The sequence below is a fragment of the Mycolicibacterium aurum genome, from assembly GCF_900637195.1.
Taxonomy (GTDB): domain Bacteria; phylum Actinomycetota; class Actinomycetes; order Mycobacteriales; family Mycobacteriaceae; genus Mycobacterium; species Mycobacterium aurum.
On record NZ_LR134356.1, the window covers coordinates 1,173,135 to 1,193,338 of the forward strand.

Sequence of the window (20,204 nt, forward strand, 5' to 3'; positions counted from 1 at the left end):
TACCGCCAATCCCAGCCCGAAGGTTACAGCGAACGTACCCAACGCTGCTGCACGCCGTGCCGAACCCGGGGTGGTTCCCATTGACCTCAACTCCTGTTTCGACGACAACCCTGACAATAAATTTACTTCACCGTCAGTAATATGGTTCGGCGAACACCGGCGGTTGGTCAGGCCTTTTCCCGATGCTCATCGGCGGGCCTCCTGGACCTCGACTACTCCCAGCTGGGAAGGAGCCCGTCGGCGCGCACCTGCTCCAGCGTTGGCGCGTCGCGGTCGCGGTCGGACAGGATCAGCTCGCCGGGCCAACCCAGCGCGGACCAGTCGATGGCCAGGGCCGGGTCGAGGGCGCTGATGGTGTGCTCCCGCGCCGGGTCGTAGCCGGCCGAACACAGGTAGATCACCGTCGAATCGTCTTCCAGCGCAAGGAATGCGTGCCCGAGTCCCTCGGACAGGTAGACCGACCGGTGCGTGCTGTCGTCCAGCGTCACCGCGTCCCATGCGCCGAATGTCGGGGATCCGACCCGGATGTCGACCACCACGTCGACGACGGAACCGCGGGCGCAGGTCACGTACTTGGCCTGTCCGGGTGGCACCTGGGCGAAGTGGACGCCGCGGAGCACACCCGCGCCGGATACCGAGCAGTTGGCCTGCCGCAGATCCAGGCCGTGCCCCGCGATGGACGTGAACTCGCGGTCGGTGAACCACTCGAAGAATGCGCCCCGCTGATCGGCGTGAACGACCGGGGTGATCTCCCATGCGCCGGGGATCGCAAGCTCGCGGGTGCTCACTGCCTGCGCCCCTCGTACTTCGCCTCCACCTGGTCTTTCAAAGGGCCCCACCATGATTCGTTGTCCCGATACCAGCAGATCGTGTCCCGCAACCCGGCCTCGAAGTCGGTGTGGGCAGGCCGCCAGCCCAATTCGTCGCGCAGCGGAGTCGGGTCGATGGCGTACCGCAGATCGTGGCCGGCCCGGTCGGTGACGTGGTCGAATGCGTCTGGGGGAAGGTCCATCAGCCGCAGGATCATCCGCATCACCGACAGGTTGTCCCGTTCCCCGTCTGCTCCGATCAGGTAGGTGCGACCGATCGCGCCGTCGGTGAGGATCCGCCACACCGCGCTGTTGTGGTCGTCGACGTGGATCCAGTCGCGCACGTTGGCTCCGGTGCCGTACAGCTTGGGACGCCGGCCGGTCAGCACGTTGGTGATCTGGCGCGGGATGAACTTCTCCACATGCTGGAACGGGCCGTAGTTGTTGGAGCAGTTCGACATGGTCGCCGCGACCTTGTAGGACCGCACCCACGCCCGCACCAGCATGTCGGCGGCGGCCTTCGTCGACGAGTATGGGCTGGACGGGTTGTACGGGGTCGACTCGGTGAACCGGGACGGCTCGTCGAGCGGCAGATCGCCGTACACCTCGTCGGTGGACACGTGGTGCAGGCGCACGGCGTGTGAAGCAGAAGCGTGCCGCACCGCCTCCAGCACGGTGAACGTCCCGATGACGTTGGAGCGGACGAACGGCTCGGGGTCGGCCAGGGCATTGTCCACGTGCGTCTCGGCCGCGAAGTGCACCACCGCATCGGACTCGGCCACCAGCTTGGTCACGACGCCGGCGTCGGTGATGTCACCCTGAACCAGCCGGATTGCGGACTCGACAGCGGCCAGGGATTCCCGGCTACCGGCGTAGGTCAACGCATCGAGCACCGTCACCTCGACGTCCGGGCGATCACGCACGGTGCTCGCGACGAAGTTGGCGCCGATGAACCCCGCGCCACCGGTTACCAGCAGTCGCATGACCACCGACCCTATCTGTCCAAACGATCTTGAACCGCCGCCAGACTGTGTTCTCCTGGGACACACGTCGTGACACAGGGGGACCTGACATGCGCACATCGACGGCAACGAGCGTCCTCGCCGCAGCAGCGGTTGTCGTGGGCCTGGCCCTGACGGGCTGCGGGTCCGGCGGCGACGATCCGCCGGGCACTTCCGCGCAGGCGTCGGCGTCCTCGGCGGAGGAGACGACCACCGAGGCCGGCGAGGCCACCGAAACGAGCGCGGCGGGCGCCGACAGTCAGACGGTCGCGGAGTACCTGACCGCGCAGGGCGTCACCCAGACCATCGTCACGCGCGACGACCCTGCAGCTCCCAGGCTGAACCTCCCGATGCCGCCGGGCTGGGCCGATGTCGGCGGCGACACCCCGCAGGACGCCTACGGCGCCATCTACCTGGAGTCGGCGAAGGACACCCCCAACCCACCGGCCATCCTCGCCAGGATGGCGCGGCTGGAAGGCGGCGACTTCGACCCCGCCACGATCCTCGAGCTCTCGCCCAACGCGGTGACCCGGACGCCCGGCTGGGAAGGTCCCGCCGCTGGGCAGCCGAGCACACTGGGCGGGTTCCAGGCGTCGGCGATCGCGGGCACCGCGGTGCTCGACGGCGTACCGAACTTCATCGCCCGCAAGACCGTGGTGATCCCCGGCCCGGAGGTTACCTACCTGCTGGCCCTGGATGCGCAGGGACCGGTGGAGCAGCAACAGGCGCTCATCGACGCGATGACCGTCATCGACAACGAGACGACCATCCAGCCCTGATCGTCAGTCGGCGATCCCGAGCGGGCCTGCCAGTTCTTCCAGCGTGGAGATCAGTTCGTCGTCCCCGCCGAGCACCTGGATCGCGACATGGTCGGCGCCTGCCGCCAGGTGCTCGCTCACCCGCTCTGCGATCTCCTCGGGCGACCCGTACGCGACGACCGCGTCGATGAAGCGGTCGCTGCCGGGGCGCGTCAGGTCCTCGTCGGTGAACCCGAGCCGCTTCCAGTTGTTCACGTAGTTCGACAGGCCGAGATAGAAGTCGACCGTCTTGCGGCCGATCTCGCGCGCCCTGTCGGCGTCGTTGGTCAGCACCACCTTGTGCTCGGGCGCGAGAAAGACTGTCGGGCCCAGCAATTCGCGGGCCTGACCGGTATGTACCGGGGTGGTCAGATACGGGTGTGCGCCGGCGCTGCGCTGGGCGGACAACTGCAGCACCTTGGGTCCCAGCGCGGCGATAACCATGCGGCTGGTGGGTACCTTGGCCGCGTCCAACTTGTCGAGATACTCCACCAGCGCCTGATAGGGCTTGGTGTACTCCTGGGTGTGCTCGGGATGTCCGACGCCGACCCCGAGCAGGAACCGCCCGGGGAACGCCTTCTCGATCCGGTGATAGGACTCCGCGACCTCGTCCGCGTCCGCGGTCCAGATGTTGACGATGCCGGTCGCCACCTGGAGTGTCTCCGTCTTCTCCAGGATCGGTTCGACGAACGCCAGGTCGGCCGCGGGGGAGGCGCCCACCCACACGGTGCCGTAGCCCAACTTCTCGATCTGCACGGCCTGATCGGGTGTCACCGGCGAACCGGTCCACACCCCGAAACGCCCCTGGGCGGGCTTCAGCGACGGTCCTTCGGTGTCGGTCATGTCTGCTCCTTCGTCTGCAGGCCCAACGGCCCGGCCAGCTCGGCCAATGCCGGCACCAGCTTTTCGGAGCCGGTCAGCACCTGCACCGGCACGTGGTCGGCGCCGGCGTCGAGGTGCTCGGAGAGCCGGGCCGCGATGGCGTCGACGCTGCCATACGCGACAACGGCGTCCACCAGTCGGTCACTACCCGGTTTCGCCACGTCTTGATCACTGAACCCGAGACGCTTCCAGCTGTTGAGATAGTTGGCCAGGTTGAGATAGACGTCCAGTGCGCGCCGGCCCACTTCCCGTGCGCGCTCGGGATCGGTCGTCAGTACCACCTTGTGTTCGGGAGCCAGAAGCGCCTCGGGGCCGATCAGTTCCCGGGCGCGGGCGGTGTGCTCCGGCGTGGTCAGGTACGGATGCGCCCCCGCCGAGCGTGCCGCCGACAACTTCAGCACCCTGGGTCCCAGTGCGGCGACGACACGTCGGCCGCGCGGCACCCCGTACTCGTCGAGCTTGTCCAGATAGCCGGTGAGCGCGTCGATCGGCTTCACGTACTCCTGATGGGCCTCGGGGTGGCCGACCCCGACACCGAGGAGGAACCGGCCGGGGTGCGCCGCCTCGATGCGGTGGAACGATTCGGCGACCGGACCGGCCGCCGCGGTCCAGATGTTGACGATCCCGGTGGCCACCTGCAGCGTCGTGGTGGCGGCCAGGAGCGGCTCGACCCAGTCGAGCTCTGCGGCAGGCGACCCGCCCACCCACACGGCGCCGTAACCCAGCGCCTCGATGTCGGTGGCCTGCTGCGGGGTGACCTTGAGGCCGAACGATCCGAAGGTGCCCAGATCGGGCTTCGTGTCCTTCACCGCAGCGTCACTCACCGGAGATGTCAGCGGTCTGTTCCGGGGCCGGCGCCTCCAGCGGAAGGCACACGATGAACGTGGTCTTGCCCGGTTCCGACTGCACCGACAGGTTGCCGCGGTGCTTCTCGACGACGATGCGCCACGCCAGGTCCAGCCCGAGACCGGTGCCCTCGCCGAACGGCTTCGTCGTGAAGAACGGCGTGAAGATCCGCTCGATGATGTCCTCGGGGATGCCGGGACCGTCGTCGCTGATCTCGACGCGGACCATGCTCTCGTGCTCCCATGCGGTGCGGATCGACAGCGTGCCGTGGCCGTTCATCGCCTGAATGGCGTTGTCGATGATGTTGGTCCACACCTGGTTGAGATCGCCGGGGTAGCAGAGCAATTCGGGGATCGTCTTGTCGTACTCCTTGACCAGCTTGACCGGGTTGTCCTTGCCGATCTTGCCGCCGAACATCATCAGCGTGCTGTGCAGCAGCTCGTGCACGTCAGCACTCTGGTAGGGCGCGCGGTCCATCTGGGAGTACTGCTTGGCCCCGGCCAGCAGCGCCGAGATCCGCTTGCTGGCCTCGGCGATCTGGTTCATCAGCAGCTCGTTGTCGATCGTGTACTTCAGCCAGCCGATCGCGCCCGGCAGCGTGGCCGAGCAGTCGACGTCGTCGATCGAGGCCTCCACCCGCTCCAGCCAGTCCACGTCGAGGCCGGCCTCGACGAACGTGGGTGCGTAGTCCCAGGCCGACGAGATGTTGTGGTCTTCGAGCCAGTCGCCGATCTGGTCCTCCCGATCGGAGGTCTCCAGCGCCGACAGCTCCTGAGACTTCGACTTGGCCACCTGTTCGGCGACCTCGTCCTGGATGCTCACCAGCACCTTGAGCGCTGCGGGGGTGAACTTGCCGTCGGCCAGCATGGCCAGCTTGTGCCGCATCTTGCCGACACCCTCGCGCAGATCGGCGACGGCGCGCGCCGTGGCACCCGCCGGGTTGTTCAGCTGATGGGTCAGCCCCGCCGACAGCTGTCCCAGCGCCAGCAGCTTCTCCCGCTGGCCCAGGATCTGACGCTGCCGCAGCCCGCCGACCATGTGCCCCTCAAGCAGGTGCACCGCCATCGGGAACTCTTTCTGCATGAACGCCGCGAACGCGGACGCGTCGAGCACGAAGAACCGCGACGGCCGCGTCACCCGTACCGACGCCTGGTACAGGTGCTCCTCACCGGGGATGTAGGCCGACCACGCGCCGCAGTACACACCGCGCTGCGAGGTGCGGTTGGTTTCGATGTCGACGCCGCCGGAGCGCTTGGACATCACCAGTTCGCCCTCGATGAGGACGTAAAAGCACGTCGCAGGCTCGCCCTCCTTGTGGATCGGGCCGGGTTCGAAGGTCGCGATGTGGCCGTTCTCGCAGAGTGTCTGCAGCTGGTCGTCGGTCAACGCCTCGAACAGGAACAGGCTGCGCAGTTCGTCTGGCAGACACTTTTCACCCATGGTGGTCCTTCCTAGGCCCTGCTGTGGTCCTGGTGTCCGCGGGTTCGGCGGTCGGGGGCGGTAACGGCAGTGAAGTAATGAAACGCCTGTCGCCGGGCTTTGATTCCGCCCACAGGCTGCCGCCCCGGCGGTCGACGATGCGTGCCGCGGGCTCCTCGATGTTGCAGGTGGCTGCCACGGCTACGTCTCGGCCAGGTAGCGGTGCACCAGCATCACCGCCATCGACCCTTCGCCGACGGCTGCCGCCACCCGCTTGGCCGAGTCGGCGCGCACATCGCCGGCGACGAACACCCCGGGCACGCTGGATTCGAGGTGATGCGGCGGCCGCTCCAGCGTCCATCCGCTGATGTTGCGCAGGTCCGGCCCCGCCAGGATGAAGCCGTGGTCGTCGCGGACGACGACACCCTCCAGCCATTCGGTGCGGGGTTCGGCGCCGATGAAGATGAACATCCGTCCGCAGGTGAACTCCTCGCGCTCACCGGTCTTGGTGTTCTCCAGGCAGATGCCTTCCAGGTGGCCGTCACCCTTCACGGCGTGCACGACCGTGTTCGGCAGCTCCTTGATGTTGTCCTGCGCCCTGATCTGCTGGATCAGGTAGTGCGACATGGAGTCTTCGAGCGTGCGGCGGATGACGATGTTGACCGCTTTGGCGGTGCGCGACAGGAACATCGCGGCCTGGCCCGCCGAGTTGGCGCCGCCGATGACGTACACCTCGTCGTCGTCGCACTCGGCGGCCACCGACGCGTTGGCCCCGTAGTACACGCCGGCACCTGTCAGGCCGTCACAGCCCTCGGCCGACAGCTGCCGGTATTCGACACCCATCGCCAGGATCACCGCGCGGGTGCCGATCGTGCGCCCGTCGGACAGATGCACGGTCCGGGCGACGCCGTCGATCTCCAGCTTGGTGACCTCGGCGGCCGTGATCAGCTCGGCGTCGAACTTCTCGGCCTGCCTCCGGGCCCGCTCGGCCAGCTGCGACCCCGACAGACCGTCCGGGAAGCCCAGGTAGTTCTCGATGCGCGAACTCTGCCCGGCCTGACCGCCGGTGGCGGTGCGCTCGATGAGCACGGTCTTGAGGCCTTCGGAGGCTCCGTAGACCGCGGCGGCCAGACCCGCGGGTCCACCACCGATCACCACGAGGTCGTAGAAGTCCTCGGCGGGCGTGGTGGTCAGCCCCAGGGTGGCGGCCAGTTCGGTGTCGGTGGGGTCGACCAGCGTCTCGCCCTGCTCGGTGATCACCACGGGCAGCGTCAGGCCGTCCTGGCCCGCCGCCTCCAGCAACTGCGCGCCCTTGGGCTCATCGGATCGGAACCAGGTGTAGTACAAGCGGTTCCGCGCGAGGAACTCGCGAACCTCCGACGACCGCGCGTTCCATGGATGCCCGATGACCTTGGTGTGCGGGATCGCACGGTCACCGGTGGAGCGCCACGCCTCCAGCAGCGCGTCGATCACCGGGTAGAGCTTCTCCTCCGGCGGGTCCCACGGCTTGAGCAGGTAGTGATCCAGATCGACGACGTTGATGGCGTCGATCGCGGCGTGGGTGTCGGCGTACGCGGTGAGCAGCACGCGGCGCGCCATCGGGAAGATGTCCATCGCCGCTTCGAGGAACTCGATTCCGCTCATCTGGGGCATCCGGTAGTCGGCGACGAACACCGCCACCGTCTCGCCGCGCAACTTGAGTTCGGTCAACGTCTCCAGCGCGTCGGGGCCTGACTCCGCTCGGACGATGCGGTACTTCTCGCCGTAGTGCCGACGAAGGTCGCGGGCCACGGCACGCGAGACCGCGGGGTCGTCGTCGACGGTCAAGATCACAGGCTTGCGGGGCTGGTGTTCTGGTCCAGTCATCACCACAAGTATGCGCCCATTGTCCAGCGGAAATCTGGGTCGGCGGCAGAAGGGCATTTGGGCCCTTCCGGCGGCGCAGGCGCGGCCCTACGGTCGGTGGCGACGGGGGACGACGAGGGAGTTCACTTGACGACGACGGTCGGCACGATCGCGGGGAATCTCGGTGCCGAGGTGCACGAGACGCACACCGGACTGGTCGTGTTGGTCGGTGACCGCGCCTACAAGCTCAAGAAGCCGGTGGTGACGGACTTCCTCGACTTCAGCGCGGCCCGGACGCGGGAGTCGGTCTGTCGCCGCGAGGTGGAGCTCAACCGCAGGCTCGCGCCCTCGGCGTACTTCGGGGTGGGGCACCTCCGGCCACCGGCGGGTGAGCCGGAACCCGTCGTCGTGATGCGCAGGTATCCGGACTCGCAGCGGCTGTCGGAACTGGTGCGGTCGGGAGCCGACGTGCACAGGTGGCTGATGTCGATCGCGCAGACCCTAGCCCGGTTCCACGCCGGTGCGGAGCGGGGCCCCTCGGTCGACGCCCAGGCCACCGCCGCCGCCTTGTCCGCCCGGTGGCACCAGAACCTCGCCGCGCTGCGGCACCACGTCGGCACGGTCGTCGACGACCGGCAGGTCACCGAGATCACCCGGCTGGCAACGCAATACCTGGCGGGCCGGGACCTGCTGTACCGGCAGCGGATCGCCGCTGACCGCGTTGTCGACGGTCACGGAGATCTGCTGGCCCAGGACATCTTCTGCACGCCGGAGGGACCGATGTTGCTGGACTGCCTGGAATTCGACGACTTGCTCCGCTACGTCGACGGGATCGACGACGCCGCGTTCCTGGCCATGGATCTGGAGTTCCTCGGCCGCCGGGATCTCGCCGATCTGTTCCTCGACGAGTACTGCCGTCGCGCCGAGGACACCTCGGCCCCGTCGCTGCGCCACATGTGCATCGCGTACCGCGCCGTGGTCCGGGCCAAGGTGGATTGCATCCGGGTGCTGCAGGGCCACGCCGAGGCCAAGGTCGACGCCGGGCGTCATATGGCGATCGCGCACGAGCACCTGACATCGGCTTCCGTGCAACTGGTCGTGGTCGGCGGGGGGCCGGGCACCGGCAAGACGACCGTTGCCCGCGCGCTCGCCGAGCAGCTGGACGCCCAGGTGATCTCCACCGACGAGGTGCGCCGCGAGCTCCTCCAGGCCGGTGCGGTCCATGGCCGGACCGGCGAGCTCAACGCGGGACTGTATGCGCCGGAGAGTGTTTCGGTGGTCTACGACGAGGTGCTGCGGCGAGCTCACACGTGGCTCGGCGCGGGGCACTCGGTGATCCTGGACGGCACGTGGCGCACCGCCGACCACCGGCAACGGGCCCACACCGTGGCCGCGGAGACCTACTCCTCGATCGTCGAGTTCTGCTGCGCGCTGCCGCTTTCGGAGGCGGGGCGCCGGATCGCGGCCCGGGGGCCCACCGCCTCGGACGCGACACCGTCGATAGCGGCAGAGCTGGGCGACCCGGCAGCGGGGTGGCCGACGGCGCACGCGCTCGACACGTCGCGGCCCGTGGCGGACTCGGTGGCCGAGGCGCGGGAGATCTGTCGTCGCGCTATCTGAGGTGGCGGAGCAGGAAATCGCGTTGATCCCGGGCGATGTCGTCCCGGGCCCCGTCGTGGTAGACGTCGAAGTGTCCGACGGGGTACTGCCTGATCTCCACCCCAGGGACATTCCGGAGTTTCTGCGTGAGGTACGGCGTGGAGATCGTGGCGTCGTCCCGTGCGAGGGTCACCAGCACCGGACACCGGATGCGCTCGACGGTGCCGTCCCGGTACCGGGGCGCGTGCAGGAGGAAACGGGGTGTGACGGAGTTGCGCCACGTCGGCGCGTTCGATTCCACCTCGCGGAATCGGCGGGCCAGGGCCGGGTCGCTGAACACGGATCGGCCGAGTTGCCCGTACACGGCCAGATAGTGCGGCGAGAGACCGAGCCGTCCGCGTAACTCGTCCAGGACGGCTGCGGCCGTCAATCTGAGGGTGGCGACGACGGTGCGTACCACTCCGGGGCGGTGGGTGGCCGGCCGGAAACGGCCCCTCAGGCCCCAGTACATGTCCAGCGCAGGCACATTCGCCACCACCGCGGCAATGCGTGGGTCGGCGGCCGCGATGTCGATGACGTGGCTGCCACCCAACGACGTACCCCACAGGGCGATCCGCGCGCCGTCGATGTCGTGGCGGCCTCTGACATAGTCCAGTGCCGCCCGGATGTCGGCGAGCTGCAGGCTCGTGTCGACGAGCTGTCGCGGCTCTCCCTCGCTGGCCCCGAAATGGCGGTAGTCGAAGATCAGCACCGCGAGACCGCTGGCGGCGAACGCGGCGGCGAAGTCGGGGAGGATCCAGTCCATCGTTCCCGAGAAGCCGTGTGCGAACACGACACACGGGTGACGGCGTTGGCCGCTGGGTTGGTAGAGAACGCCGCCGATCCGCGAGCCCGCGCTGGTGAACGACACCGCGTGCTCGGTGTAGTCCGATCGCGGGGGACCGGTTGCGTCCATCTGCACTGGCCCGTCAGGGCAGCGTCGCGCCGTCGACCTCAGGTGTGGGCGGCTCCGCGGGCCGCGCCGGCTCCGGTGCCCGGTTCAGCATCGCCGCGAGGTCGATGCCCGAGGACTTCAGCGTCTCGACGATCTTGGCCACCGCGAGCGGGCTGACACCGAGCAGACCACCGACCGCGTCCTGGGCGTCCGACGCCCCGCCGATGATGGACAGCCGCTCGATCTCCGACAGCGGTATGGCCGCGGCCTCGGTGGCCTTGACCACCGCCGCCAGCACATCGGGCAGTGTCAGCAGGCGTGCGGCCTCGGGGGAGTAGGCGTTCAGCGCCGAAGCGATCTCCTTCTTGCCCACGGCCTCGGCCACCAGCCTGGCCTGGATGCCGTCGGCCTCGGCCTGACGTTCCACCCGCATGGCGTCGGCGGCGGCTTTACGCGCGTCGGCCTCGGCCTCACCGGCCTGGCGAGCGGCCTCGGCCTTGGCCTGCGCGCCCAGGATCGCGGCCTGGCGTGCGCCTTCGGCGCGCGCGATGTCGGCCTGCCGCTGCGCTTCGGCCGGGGCGATGACGTCGGCCTGCAGCGACGCAATCGCCTGTTCGCTGCGGCGCTGTTCGACGGCGATGCGCGCCTCCACGCGGGCCGCCTCGGCCTGTTCGACGGCGATGCCGACGTCCTTCTGCGCGCGGGCGTTGGCCAACGGACCGGCCTGGTCGGCCTGGGCGTTCTCGGCTTCGGTCTGGGCGCGCAACCGGGCCAGCTCGACGTCGCGGCGCTGGTTGGCGGTGGCGATCGCGGTGTCGGCCTCGGCCTGGGCGACCGACCCCGCCTGCCGCGCCTTCGCGGACTGGATCTGCGCGTCGCGCTCCGCCTCGGCGGTACCGATGGCCGCGTCGCGTTTGACCTCGGCGATCCGGCGCTGGCCCAGCGACTCCAGGTAGGCGTTGCGGTCCGAGATCCCGGCGATCTTGAGGACGTCGACCTCCATGCCGATGCGTGCCAGGTCGCCGCCCGCTTCCTCGACGACGCTGCGGGCTAGGGTGTCGCGGTTGGAGTTGAGGTCCTCGACGGTCATCGTGGCGGTGATGCCGCGCAGGCTGCCCGCGAGGATCTCGTTGATCTGCCGCTGCAGCTCGTTGAGGTCGGAGGTCAGGAACCGCTGCACCGCGGTCTGCACCGCCTCCTCGGACGAGCCGATGCGCACCAGCCCGACGGCCTCGACGTTGACCGGGACCCCATTGTTGGACAGCGCGTTCTGCAGATTGATGCTGACGTTGAACGGCTCCAGGCTCATGATGTCGACGCGCTCGATGCCGGGGACCCGGAATCGAGCGCCGCCACGCACCACCTTCGGCGTCCCGCGACCGGTGAACACCGCCACTTCATTGGGTGGCACCTTGATGTAGTTCTTCACGTACACGATCGGCAGCGCGACGAACAGTAGAAAAGCCGCGATCGCTGCGACGATGATGATCATCAGGACAGACATCGGCTCAGTTCCTTCCGGGGAGGGGCGGTTCGGGGTTCGCGCCGGGAGTGGTCACGACGTGGACGTAGTCGGAGTCGACGTCGGCGATGTAGACCTGGGTGGACTTCGGCAGCAGCTGCGGTTCGGCGGTGACGGCCCTGGCGCGCACGCGGTTGCCGTCGGCGTCGACGAACGCGACCTCACCCCAGCCATCGGCCGGGACGTCGAGCGTGACGGTGCCCAGCAGACCGATGTAGGAGGCCCGGCCCCGCTGGGAGTTCGACTGCTGCCTGCGCAGCAGCGGCACCACCACGCCCTGCAGTGCGGCGATCAGAACCATCCCGCTGCCCACGGCCACCATCGCCGCGCCCAGCGTGCCCATGCCCAGCCACGTGGCGATCAGGCCCCCGGTGCCGCCGCCCAGCAGGCCGGCGGCCAGACTGGTCAAGCTCAGGAACGGCAGGCCGTCGTGGCCGAACCCTGCCCCCGAGTCCGCGCCCAGATCGAAGTCGGCCACCAGCAGGGCGGTCAGCACGGCGACACCGCCGATGCCGAAGGCGGCGAGATAGACCGCAGTCACGAGAGTGCGAAACGGGCCGGGTTCACACCATGATCTTCGCACCCCTGCCGGTGGCGTTCTGCGTAGATTTTGGGCAGGGCCCGTCTGCGAGTACCATGGATCAACGGTGCGACTTGCGCGCCGACTTTTTGCGTGCCCCATCGGGTGACCTGCGTTGAGCAGGGAATTCCCCGGCTCCGGCCCACGTTGTCAAGTCGGATCGAAGGCTGCGCCGCGCAGGCCAGCAAGCCGATACGAAACAAAAGCAAGGATCGTTACACAGTATGGCCAAAAAAGACGGTGCCATAGAGGTCGAGGGTCGCGTGGTCGAACCCCTGCCCAATGCGATGTTCCGCATTGAGCTGGAGAACGGACACAAGGTTCTCGCCCACATCAGCGGAAAGATGCGGCAGCACTACATCCGCATCCTCCCCGAGGACCGCGTCGTGGTGGAGCTCTCGCCCTACGACCTGTCCCGTGGCCGCATCGTGTACCGCTACAAGTAAGTCCCCCAGAACAGCGCTAGAGAAGGATCGAACGAGCCGTGAAGGTGAACCCGAGCGTCAAGCCCATCTGCGACAAGTGCAGGGTGATCCGCCGGCATGGGCGGGTCATGGTGATCTGCTCCGATCCGCGCCACAAGCAGCGGCAGGGCTGATCAGGCCCGACCGGAGCAGTACCCACAACTGAATGATGAACTCCCAGCACCACTGAGGGCATACGGCCCTCGATCACGCCCGGCACGGAGGCCGGGCCCCGGCAAGAGACCGGGAACGGACTGGGATCAGACCTCCGCAGAGAAAAGGAACACTGCCTGATGGCACGTCTCATGGGCGTTGATCTTCCGCGCGACAAGCGCATGGAGATCGCGCTGACCTACATCTACGGCATCGGCCGTACCCGCTCCCAGGAAATCCTGGAAGGCACCGGCATCAGCCGGGACCTGCGCACCAAGGACCTCACCGACGACCAGGTGACCCAGCTGCGCGACTACATCGAGGGCAACCTCAAGGTGGAAGGTGATCTGCGCCGCGAGGTTCAGGCCGACATCCGCCGAAAGATCGAGATCGGCTGCTACCAGGGCCTGCGGCACCGCCGCGGCCTGCCGGTGCGCGGTCAGCGGACCAAGACCAATGCGCGCACCCGCAAGGGCCCCAAGCGCACCATCGCCGGCAAGAAGAAGGCCAGGTAACCCCGGATGGCACAAGCAAAGAAGGGCGGCGCCCCCAAGAAGGGGCAGAAGACCCGTCGCAAGGAAAAGAAGAACGTCCCGCACGGCGCCGCGCACATCAAGAGCACGTTCAACAACACGATCGTGTCGATCACGGATCCGCAGGGCAACGTCATCGCCTGGGCATCCTCGGGCCACGTGGGCTTCAAGGGCTCGCGTAAGTCCACCCCGTTCGCCGCCCAGCTGGCCGCCGAGAACGCTGCCCGCAAGGCGCAGGAGCACGGCGTCAAGAAGGTCGATGTCTTCGTGAAGGGCCCGGGTTCGGGTCGTGAGACCGCCATCCGTTCACTGCAGGCCGCCGGCCTCGAGGTGGGCGCGATCGCCGATGTCACCCCGCAGCCGCACAACGGTTGCCGTCCGCCCAAGCGGCGCCGGGTCTAGAGGAGATAGAGAGAAATGGCTCGTTATACCGGACCCGTCACCCGTAAGTCGCGTCGTCTCGGCGTCGACCTCGTCGGTGGAGACCAGTCCTTCGAGAAGCGCCCCTACCCGCCCGGTCAGCACGGCCGCGCGCGGATCAAGGAGAGCGAGTACCGCCAGCAGCTGCAGGAGAAGCAGAAGGCCCGCTTCAGCTACGGGGTGATGGAGAAGCAGTTCCGCCGTTACTACGAAGAGGCCAACCGTCTTCCGGGCAAGACCGGTGACAACCTGCTGCGCATCCTGGAGAGCCGGCTGGACAACGTCGTGTACCGCGCGGGCCTGGCCCGGACGCGTCGCATGGCGCGTCAGCTGGTCAGCCACGGCCACTTCACCGTCAACGGTGTGAAGGTCGACGTCCCCAGCTACCGGGTCTCGCAGTACGACATCATCGACATCAAGGACAAGTCGATCAACACCTTGCCGTTCGAGGTGGCCCGCCAGACTGCCGGCGAGCGCCCGATTCCGGGCTGGCTGCAGGTCGTCGGCGAGCGTCAGCGGATCCTCGTGCACCAGTTGCCCGAGCGTGCGCAGATCGACATCCCGCTCACCGAGCAGCTCATCGTCGAGCTCTACTCGAAGTAGTAACCCTGTCCCGGCGAACCAGCCGGGAACAGGTTCGTCTATCGGCATCAAATAGCGGTTGCCGAGAAGGAGATAGAAGAACACCATGCTGATTTCACAGCGCCCCACCCTGAGCGAAGAGGTTCTCGCCGAGAACCGCTCGCAGTTCGTCATCGAGCCGCTGGAGCCGGGATTCGGCTACACCCTCGGCAACTCGCTGCGTCGCACGCTGCTGTCGTCCATCCCGGGCGCCGCAGTGACGAGCATCCGCATCGACGGTGTGCTGCACGAGTTCACCACCGTGCCCGGGGTGAAGGAAGACGTCACCGACATCATCCTGAACCTCAAGGGCCTCGTCGTCTCGTCCGAGGAGGACGAGCCGGTCACCATGTACCTGCGCAAGCAGGGACCGGGTGAGGTCACCGCGGGAGACATCGTGCCGCCCGCCGGTGTCACGGTGCACAACCCCGACATGCACATCGCCACCCTGAACGACAAGGGCAAGCTCGAGGTCGAGCTCGTCGTCGAGCGCGGCCGCGGCTACGTGCCTGCCGTGCAGAACAAGGCCTCCGGCGCCGAGATCGGCCGCATCCCGGTCGATTCCATCTACAGCCCGGTCCTGAAGGTCACCTACAAGGTGGAGGCCACCCGTGTCGAGCAGCGCACCGACTTCGACAAGCTGATCCTCGACGTCGAGACCAAGAACTCGATCACCCCGCGCGACGCGCTCGCGTCCGCCGGTAAGACCTTGGTCGAATTGTTCGGTCTGGCACGGGAACTCAACATCGAGGCCGAGGGCATCGAGATCGGCCCGTCGCCGGCCGAGGCCGATCAGGCCGCGCACTTCGCGCTGCCGATCGACGATCTGGACCTCACGGTGCGGTCGTACAACTGCCTCAAGCGCGAGGGTGTGCACACGGTGGGCGAGCTCGTGGCCCGCACGGAGTCCGATCTGCTGGACATCCGTAACTTCGGTCAGAAGTCCATCGACGAGGTGAAGATCAAGCTGCACCAGCTGGGTCTGTCCCTCAAGGACAGCCCGGCCAGCTTCGACCCGTCCGAGGTGGCCGGCTACGACGTCGCCACTGGCACCTGGAACAGTGACGCCGGCTACGACCTGGAAGACAACCAGGACTACGCCGAAACCGAACAGCTCTAACCAGGGTTGTCCCACCCAGTTTCACCCGCCCGATCCGTCCCGGTCCTACCTGATACGGGGACCGGCCCCATTAGGAGATAGTCGCAATGCCCAAACCCACAAAGGGTCCTCGCCTCGGCGGGTCGTCCTCGCACCAGCAGGCGCTCCTGGCCAACCTGGCCACCGCGCTGTTCGAGCACGGCCGCATCAAGACGACCGAGCCGAAGGCACGGGCGCTGCGTCCGTACGCGGAGAAGCTCATCACCCACGCCAAGAAGGGCACGCTGCACAACCGGCGTGAGGTGATGAAGAAGATCCGCGACAAGGACATCGTCCACGTCTTGTTCGCCGAGATCGGACCGTTCTTCTCGGATCGTGCCGGTGGCTACACCCGCATCATCAAGGTCGAGAACCGCAAGGGCGACAACGCCCCGATGGCGGTCATCGAGCTGGTGCGGGAGAAGACGGTGACGTCGGAGGCCAACCGTGCCCGGCGCTCTGCCGGCGCCCAGAAGGTCGCGGCTGCCGCCGCTCCGCAGGCCGCCGTCGAGCCCGAGGTGACCGAAGGCCCCAGCGCCGACGAGGTCGAGGCCGTCGAGGAGACTCCGATCGCCGACGAGGCCGAGGTGGAGACGCCCGGTACCGAGTCCGCGACCGACGAGGCCTCGGCCGAGGCTGAAGCCGAGGATGACAAGAAGTCCTAGCGACAACGTCGTGAACATGCCCGCCACCGATTCCGGTGGCGGGTTTGTTCGTCTCCGGCTCGACATCGCCTACGACGGAACCGAATTCGCGGGGTGGGCAACGCAGGACGGGCAGCGGACCGTTGCCGGCGCCATCGAGGACGCGCTGTCGACGGTGTTCCGCACGCCGGTGCGCACCCGTGCGGCCGGACGCACCGATTCCGGTGTGCACGCCAGCGGCCAGGTCGCCCATGTCGACATCCCCGAGGGCGCGCTTCCGCATGCCTATCCCCGCACGGTGCGCCCGGACGCCACCGAGTTCGCACCGCTGGTCCGGCGGCTTGGGCGCCTCTTGCCCGAGGATGTCCGGATCCGTGAGATCAGCCGCGCCGCAGCGGGATTCGATGCCCGATTCTCGGCGCTGCGCCGCCACTACATCTACCGGCTGTCCACGGCGCAGTACGGGGTCGATCCGCAGGACTCGCGGTTTGTCACGGCGTGGCCCCGGGACCTGGACGTGGACGCGATGGCCGACGCGGCGCGGCACCTGGTGGGCCTGCACGACTTCGCCGCGTTCTGCCGTCACCGCGACGGCGCGACGACGATCCGGGAACTCCAGCGGCTGGATTGCGTGCGGACAGGAGACCGGATTTCGGTGCACGTCAGCGCCGACGCGTTCTGCTGGAACATGGTGCGTTCGCTCGTCGGCGCGCTGACCGCCGTGGGCGAGCACCGTCGCGATGCGGCGTGGCTTGCCGCACTGCTGGATTCGACACGGCGGCGCAGCGACTTCGCGGCCGCCCCGGCGCGCGGGCTCACGCTGGTCGGGGTGGACTATCCGGCCGATGACGAACTTGCCGCCCGAACCCTGGTGACGCGGGACGTGCGGACGCCGGACGAGCTCTAGATCCTGCCGACGATGAAGTCGGCGGCCTGATTGACCATGCCGGCGTTGACGTAGGCGGAGGCCAGGTGGGCGGGCCAGTTGTCCTGCCAGTTCTCGGGCGCCGTGGGGTTGCAGATCGGGTCATCGCCGTGACACAGCTCGACGATTCGATCGCGCAGCGCGGGGTTGGTGAAGTTCGCGATCGGGCCCACCCACTGGCTGCCGTTGCCGAACAGGGCCACCGCAGCGATGTGCCGGTCGGCGCCGTCGGGCAGCGGGGACTTGAAGCCGAAGGCGGCGATCGGAACGGCGATGACGACGTCGGTGACCGCGGCGCCGAGGGAGTAGCCGCCGAGCACCAGGCGGGTGTCGGGGCAATTGGCCGTCATGTACTGGATGCGCTGGCTCATGTCGTTGGCGCCGATGTCGATCTGGGTGTCGGCGGGATACTTCACCGCGTACAGATCGATATCCTTGCTGGTCTTGTTCCGTATCGCGCTGATGAGCGCATTGCCGATGATTCCTGCGCCGGGCGACTCGATGCGCCCGCGGGCGAAAATGAGTTCGGCGTCGGGGCAGGACTGCGCCGACGCGGCGGGGGGCAGGACCAGCGAAGCCGCGCTCAACACGAGCGCAGCCAACAACGCGGGAACTCGGAATCTTCGCAGCTGACGGATCACTTCGCCGATCCTAATTGCCCGCGGACATTCAGACCCGGCCTGCGGCAAACCCGGCAGCCTGGCCGATGAACGGCGACGACTCGTAATGGGTGTGGGCGAACGGGTTGCGACCATCTGAGCAAATCGGGTCACCGTCGGCACACAGGTCCAGCGCCTTCCCAGCGAACGATCCGCTGCGTGACAGCGGGCTCCCGAACTTCGCGGAAGGATTTCCGAAGACTGCGACGGCGGCGACGTTCCCGGTCAATCCGCCGGGGAGCGGCGGTGCGGAGCCGATGTCACCGATGCGGTTTCCCAGCGGCGGCACGCCGGCGAGCATGTCCACCACGGCCGCGCCCTGCGAGTACCCGCCGAGCACGATGCGGGTGCCGGGGCACTGCGCCGCCATCAGGGCGATACGTCCGGTGGCGTCGGCAGCCCCGTCCGCGGTGAACAGGAAGTCGTAGCTGGCGGGGTAGTTCACGCCGTAGGTGCCCACCGTGCGGCCGCCGAGCTGGTTCCTCAGCTGGTCCGCCAGAGCCTGGCCGACGCGTCCGACGCCGGGGGGCTCGCTGGTGCCACGGGCGAACACCACCTCGACGTCGGGGCAGGGCTGGGCCGCGGCTGTGCCGGCGGGCAGGACGGCGACGGCTGCGATGGGCGCCAGCGCGGCGGCCGTGGCCGCGACGATCCGGCGGCTCAGTCGTTCAGAAAGCACCCGACCACCGTATCGCACAGCCGGTTCACAGCCGGCCGGCGACGAATGCCGCGGCCTGGTCGGCGAACCCGGCGGGCCCGTAGTTGCTGTGGGCGGCAATGTCGTCGCCGCCCGAGCACACCGGGTCGGCACCGTTGCACAGGTCGATCGAGCGCGACCCCCACACCGGGCTGGCGGTGATCGGCAGCCCGACCTTGGTGGTCGGGTTGCCGAAGAGTGCGATGGCGGCCACGAAGTCGGGCGCGTTCGGCGGCAGCGGGTTGGTGAAACCGACGGCCGGGAACGGAACCGCGGCGATGACGTCGATGACCGCGGCGCCCTGCGAGTAGCCGCCCAGCACCAGCCGGGTCTGCGGGCAGTTGGCCATCATGTACTGGATGTGGGCGCTGGCGTCGTTGGCGCCGCCCGCCGCGGCGAGGAAGTCGAACGTCGCCGGGTAGACGACGGCATACGAGCCGACCGACCGGCCGCCGACGCGACCGCTCAACGAGTCGACGAAGGCCGAGCCGACGCGACCAAGGCCGGGTGGTTCATCGGTGCCGCGGGCGAACACCACCTCGATGTCGGGGCACCCCTGGGCCTGGGCAGCCGGGGCGACCGCGGTCGGGGCGATCATCAGGGCTGCGGCGAGCAGGGCTGCGGCGATGGTCTTCACCCCGGCAATGTTAGCTGTCCTAGCGGAAAGCTCAATCCAGTTTCGCCGGGGTGAGTCCGCCGACCACCGGCGCGTCCGGCCACGTCACGGTGTCGGCGGCGAGTTCGCCGCGGTCACCCAGGCGGGCCAGCGCCAGCCCGACGAGCACGATCACGCCGCCGATGCCCTGACTGACGGTCACCGCCTCGCCGAGCAGGACCCATGCCGCGAGCACGGCGAACATCACCTCGGACAGTCCGACCAGTGACGCGAAGCGGGGCCGGAGCCGGGCGATGCCCACGATCCCGAGGGTGTACGCGATCGCCGTCGGGATCAGTGCCAGTGCCACCACGGGCACGATCCAGGACGTGGCCCAGCCGGCCACCACGGCGTCGTTGGCGGTGAAGACCAGCGGCATGACCCCGGTCATGCCGAGCGCGGCCACCGCGAGGGCGCCCACGATCAGCCCGCCCGCGGCGAGGGTGATCGGATGCACGGGCGTCTGCCCGTCGGGGCCTTCTGCACCTGCCTTGTCCGACATCAGGAAGTAGCAGGCCGCGCAGACCGCCGCGGCCAGTCCCCAGCCGACGCCGACGACGTTGATGTGTGCCGCCGCGAGCCCGCCGGGCCCGAACACGCCGAGCACCAGCATGATTCCGGCCACCGCGAGCACGACGCCGCCGAGTGTCAGGGAGGTGGGCCGCGTGCGCGTGGTCGCCCACAGCCAGCCGACGACGATGATCGGCGCGGTGTATTCGAGCAGCAGCGCGACGGCGACCGACAGATGGGAGACGGCGTTGTAGTAGAACAGCTGGGCACCGGCGATCGGCACCAGGCCGTACAGCACGATCGTCTGCACGTGCCCGCGCGCCTCGCGGAGCCAGCCGGGTCGCGCGATCGTGGCGAACACCGCCATGGCCAGCGCGCCACCCGCGAGCCGGGCAGTCACGGCGGCGGTGGGGCTCCAGCCGGCCTCCATCAGCGATTTCGCGAACGGGCCCGAGGAGCCGAACGCCAGGGCGGACCCGATCGCGAACAGCAGTCCGGAGCGGAAGTGGTCCGCCCGGGCCTGTGTTGATTCGATGGCAGCCATGGGTGAA

23 protein-coding genes are annotated in these 20,204 nt (G+C 68.3%); 10 read left to right on the top strand and 13 right to left on the bottom strand.

Features of this window, described 5'->3' with window-relative positions; all coding sequences use genetic code 11:
• Positions 1-212: 212 nt before the first annotated feature.
• Complete coding sequence (locus EL337_RS05680; protein WP_048630088.1) at positions 213-788, bottom strand: dTDP-4-dehydrorhamnose 3,5-epimerase family protein; 576 nt, start codon at positions 786-788, stop codon at positions 213-215.
• A complete protein-coding gene (gene rfbB, locus EL337_RS05685) occupies positions 785-1,792 on the bottom strand; it encodes a dTDP-glucose 4,6-dehydratase (RefSeq protein WP_048630821.1) in 1,008 nt (335 codons plus the stop codon). The genes EL337_RS05680 and rfbB overlap by 4 nt, the downstream gene beginning before the upstream one ends.
• A gap of 89 nt (positions 1,793-1,881) precedes the next feature.
• Between rfbB and EL337_RS05690 the strand changes: the two genes are divergently transcribed.
• Positions 1,882-2,589, top strand: coding sequence for an LpqN/LpqT family lipoprotein (locus tag EL337_RS05690; RefSeq protein ID WP_048630089.1), 708 nt, complete (start codon positions 1,882-1,884; stop codon positions 2,587-2,589).
• Positions 2,590-2,592: 3 nt separating this feature from the next.
• Here EL337_RS05690 and EL337_RS05695 read toward each other — a convergent pair whose 3' ends face one another.
• The 4 genes from EL337_RS05695 to EL337_RS05715 form a co-directional block, all read right to left on the bottom strand.
• On the bottom strand, positions 2,593-3,450 hold the full coding sequence (locus EL337_RS05695) for an LLM class F420-dependent oxidoreductase (RefSeq protein WP_048630090.1): 858 nt from the start codon (positions 3,448-3,450) through the stop codon (positions 2,593-2,595).
• Positions 3,447-4,313 (bottom strand): LLM class F420-dependent oxidoreductase, encoded by an 867-nt coding sequence (locus EL337_RS05700; protein ID WP_048630091.1) that lies wholly within the window; start codon positions 4,311-4,313, stop codon positions 3,447-3,449. Before EL337_RS05700 ends, EL337_RS05695 begins: the two co-directional genes overlap by 4 nt.
• Complete coding sequence (locus EL337_RS05705; RefSeq protein WP_048630092.1) at positions 4,306-5,775, bottom strand: ATP-binding protein; 1,470 nt, start codon at positions 5,773-5,775, stop codon at positions 4,306-4,308. Before EL337_RS05705 ends, EL337_RS05700 begins: the two co-directional genes overlap by 8 nt.
• A gap of 180 nt (positions 5,776-5,955) precedes the next feature.
• Positions 5,956-7,620, bottom strand: a complete 1,665-nt coding sequence (locus tag EL337_RS05715; protein ID WP_048630822.1) for an NAD(P)/FAD-dependent oxidoreductase — start codon at positions 7,618-7,620, stop codon at positions 5,956-5,958.
• Between the two features lie 126 nt (positions 7,621-7,746).
• Here EL337_RS05715 and EL337_RS05720 point away from each other — a divergent pair, with 126 nt between their 5' ends.
• Positions 7,747-9,219: a bifunctional aminoglycoside phosphotransferase/ATP-binding protein gene (locus EL337_RS05720; RefSeq protein WP_053086799.1), complete on the top strand. Its 1,473-nt coding sequence runs from the start codon at positions 7,747-7,749 to the stop codon at positions 9,217-9,219.
• On the opposite strand, the gene EL337_RS05725 is transcribed toward EL337_RS05720, so the two are convergent.
• Genes EL337_RS05725 through EL337_RS05735 form a run of 3 tightly spaced genes read right to left on the bottom strand, consistent with a single transcriptional unit; the run spans position 9,212 to position 12,195 of the window.
• Positions 9,212-10,153, bottom strand: coding sequence for an alpha/beta hydrolase (locus tag EL337_RS05725; protein WP_048630094.1), 942 nt, complete (start codon positions 10,151-10,153; stop codon positions 9,212-9,214). The genes EL337_RS05720 and EL337_RS05725 overlap by 8 nt on opposite strands.
• A gap of 13 nt (positions 10,154-10,166) precedes the next feature.
• The gene (locus EL337_RS05730) at positions 10,167-11,636 is read right to left on the bottom strand and encodes a flotillin family protein (protein WP_048630095.1); all 1,470 of its coding nucleotides are present in this window, start codon (positions 11,634-11,636) and stop codon (positions 10,167-10,169) included.
• A gap of 4 nt (positions 11,637-11,640) precedes the next feature.
• Positions 11,641-12,195, bottom strand: coding sequence for a hypothetical protein (locus tag EL337_RS05735; RefSeq protein WP_048630096.1), 555 nt, complete (start codon positions 12,193-12,195; stop codon positions 11,641-11,643).
• A 263-nt stretch (positions 12,196-12,458) separates the two neighbouring features.
• Between EL337_RS05735 and infA the strand changes: the two genes are divergently transcribed.
• From infA to truA, 8 genes are all read left to right on the top strand, one after another.
• Positions 12,459-12,680 (top strand): translation initiation factor IF-1, encoded by a 222-nt coding sequence (gene infA, locus EL337_RS05740; protein ID WP_003418601.1) that lies wholly within the window; start codon positions 12,459-12,461, stop codon positions 12,678-12,680.
• 38 nt (positions 12,681-12,718) lie between these two features.
• Positions 12,719-12,832: a 50S ribosomal protein L36 gene (gene rpmJ, locus EL337_RS05745; protein ID WP_003879483.1), complete on the top strand. Its 114-nt coding sequence runs from the start codon at positions 12,719-12,721 to the stop codon at positions 12,830-12,832.
• Positions 12,833-12,991: 159 nt separating this feature from the next.
• The gene (gene rpsM, locus EL337_RS05750) at positions 12,992-13,366 is read left to right on the top strand and encodes a 30S ribosomal protein S13 (RefSeq protein WP_048630097.1); all 375 of its coding nucleotides are present in this window, start codon (positions 12,992-12,994) and stop codon (positions 13,364-13,366) included.
• A 6-nt stretch (positions 13,367-13,372) separates the two neighbouring features.
• A complete protein-coding gene (gene rpsK / locus EL337_RS05755) occupies positions 13,373-13,786 on the top strand; it encodes a 30S ribosomal protein S11 (protein ID WP_048630098.1) in 414 nt (137 codons plus the stop codon).
• A 15-nt stretch (positions 13,787-13,801) separates the two neighbouring features.
• Complete coding sequence (gene rpsD / locus EL337_RS05760) at positions 13,802-14,407, top strand: 30S ribosomal protein S4 (protein WP_048630099.1); 606 nt, start codon at positions 13,802-13,804, stop codon at positions 14,405-14,407.
• A gap of 85 nt (positions 14,408-14,492) precedes the next feature.
• A complete protein-coding gene (locus EL337_RS05765; RefSeq protein ID WP_048630100.1) occupies positions 14,493-15,545 on the top strand; it encodes a DNA-directed RNA polymerase subunit alpha in 1,053 nt (350 codons plus the stop codon).
• 86 nt (positions 15,546-15,631) lie between these two features.
• Positions 15,632-16,228: a 50S ribosomal protein L17 gene (rplQ, locus tag EL337_RS05770; protein WP_048630101.1), complete on the top strand. Its 597-nt coding sequence runs from the start codon at positions 15,632-15,634 to the stop codon at positions 16,226-16,228.
• A complete protein-coding gene (gene truA / locus EL337_RS05775) occupies positions 16,212-17,114 on the top strand; it encodes a tRNA pseudouridine(38-40) synthase TruA (protein WP_109519738.1) in 903 nt (300 codons plus the stop codon). Before rplQ ends, truA begins: the two co-directional genes overlap by 17 nt.
• Here the strand turns inward: truA and EL337_RS05780 are convergent.
• From EL337_RS05780 to EL337_RS05795, 4 genes are all read right to left on the bottom strand, one after another.
• A complete protein-coding gene (locus EL337_RS05780; RefSeq protein WP_048630103.1) occupies positions 17,111-17,773 on the bottom strand; it encodes a cutinase family protein in 663 nt (220 codons plus the stop codon). The two genes, truA and EL337_RS05780, sit on opposite strands and share 4 nt — an antisense overlap.
• Positions 17,774-17,801: 28 nt before the next feature.
• Positions 17,802-18,419 carry a cutinase family protein gene (locus EL337_RS05785; RefSeq protein ID WP_048630823.1) on the bottom strand — a complete coding sequence of 206 codons (618 nt, stop codon included), beginning with the start codon at positions 18,417-18,419 and terminating at the stop codon, positions 17,802-17,804.
• Positions 18,420-18,495: 76 nt separating this feature from the next.
• Positions 18,496-19,086 (bottom strand): cutinase family protein, encoded by a 591-nt coding sequence (locus tag EL337_RS05790; protein WP_109519768.1) that lies wholly within the window; start codon positions 19,084-19,086, stop codon positions 18,496-18,498.
• A gap of 70 nt (positions 19,087-19,156) precedes the next feature.
• Complete coding sequence (locus EL337_RS05795; protein WP_048630105.1) at positions 19,157-20,197, bottom strand: EamA family transporter; 1,041 nt, start codon at positions 20,195-20,197, stop codon at positions 19,157-19,159.
• Positions 20,198-20,204: the final 7 nt, after the last annotated feature.

Excerpts from the sequence above, each read along its gene's own strand:
- rfbB (WP_048630821.1), bottom strand. The coding sequence starts at position 1,792 with ATGCGACTGCTGGTAACCGGTGGCGCGGGGTTCATCGGCGCCAACTTC.
- EL337_RS05690 (WP_048630089.1), top strand. The coding sequence starts at position 1,882 with ATGCGCACATCGACGGCAACGAGCGTCCTCGCCGCAGCAGCGGTTGTC.
- EL337_RS05695 (WP_048630090.1), bottom strand. The coding sequence starts at position 3,450 with ATGACCGACACCGAAGGACCGTCGCTGAAGCCCGCCCAGGGGCGTTTC.
- EL337_RS05705 (WP_048630092.1), bottom strand. The coding sequence starts at position 5,775 with ATGGGTGAAAAGTGTCTGCCAGACGAACTGCGCAGCCTGTTCCTGTTC.
- EL337_RS05715 (WP_048630822.1), bottom strand. The coding sequence starts at position 7,620 with ATGACTGGACCAGAACACCAGCCCCGCAAGCCTGTGATCTTGACCGTC.
- EL337_RS05725 (WP_048630094.1), bottom strand. The coding sequence starts at position 10,153 with ATGGACGCAACCGGTCCCCCGCGATCGGACTACACCGAGCACGCGGTG.
- EL337_RS05730 (WP_048630095.1), bottom strand. The coding sequence starts at position 11,636 with ATGTCTGTCCTGATGATCATCATCGTCGCAGCGATCGCGGCTTTTCTA.
- infA (WP_003418601.1), top strand. The coding sequence starts at position 12,459 with ATGGCCAAAAAAGACGGTGCCATAGAGGTCGAGGGTCGCGTGGTCGAA.
- rpsM (WP_048630097.1), top strand. The coding sequence starts at position 12,992 with ATGGCACGTCTCATGGGCGTTGATCTTCCGCGCGACAAGCGCATGGAG.
- rpsK (WP_048630098.1), top strand. The coding sequence starts at position 13,373 with ATGGCACAAGCAAAGAAGGGCGGCGCCCCCAAGAAGGGGCAGAAGACC.
- rpsD (WP_048630099.1), top strand. The coding sequence starts at position 13,802 with ATGGCTCGTTATACCGGACCCGTCACCCGTAAGTCGCGTCGTCTCGGC.
- EL337_RS05765 (WP_048630100.1), top strand. The coding sequence starts at position 14,493 with ATGCTGATTTCACAGCGCCCCACCCTGAGCGAAGAGGTTCTCGCCGAG.
- rplQ (WP_048630101.1), top strand. The coding sequence starts at position 15,632 with ATGCCCAAACCCACAAAGGGTCCTCGCCTCGGCGGGTCGTCCTCGCAC.
- truA (WP_109519738.1), top strand. The coding sequence starts at position 16,212 with ATGACAAGAAGTCCTAGCGACAACGTCGTGAACATGCCCGCCACCGAT.
- EL337_RS05790 (WP_109519768.1), bottom strand. The coding sequence starts at position 19,086 with ATGATCGCCCCGACCGCGGTCGCCCCGGCTGCCCAGGCCCAGGGGTGC.
- EL337_RS05795 (WP_048630105.1), bottom strand. The coding sequence starts at position 20,197 with ATGGCTGCCATCGAATCAACACAGGCCCGGGCGGACCACTTCCGCTCC.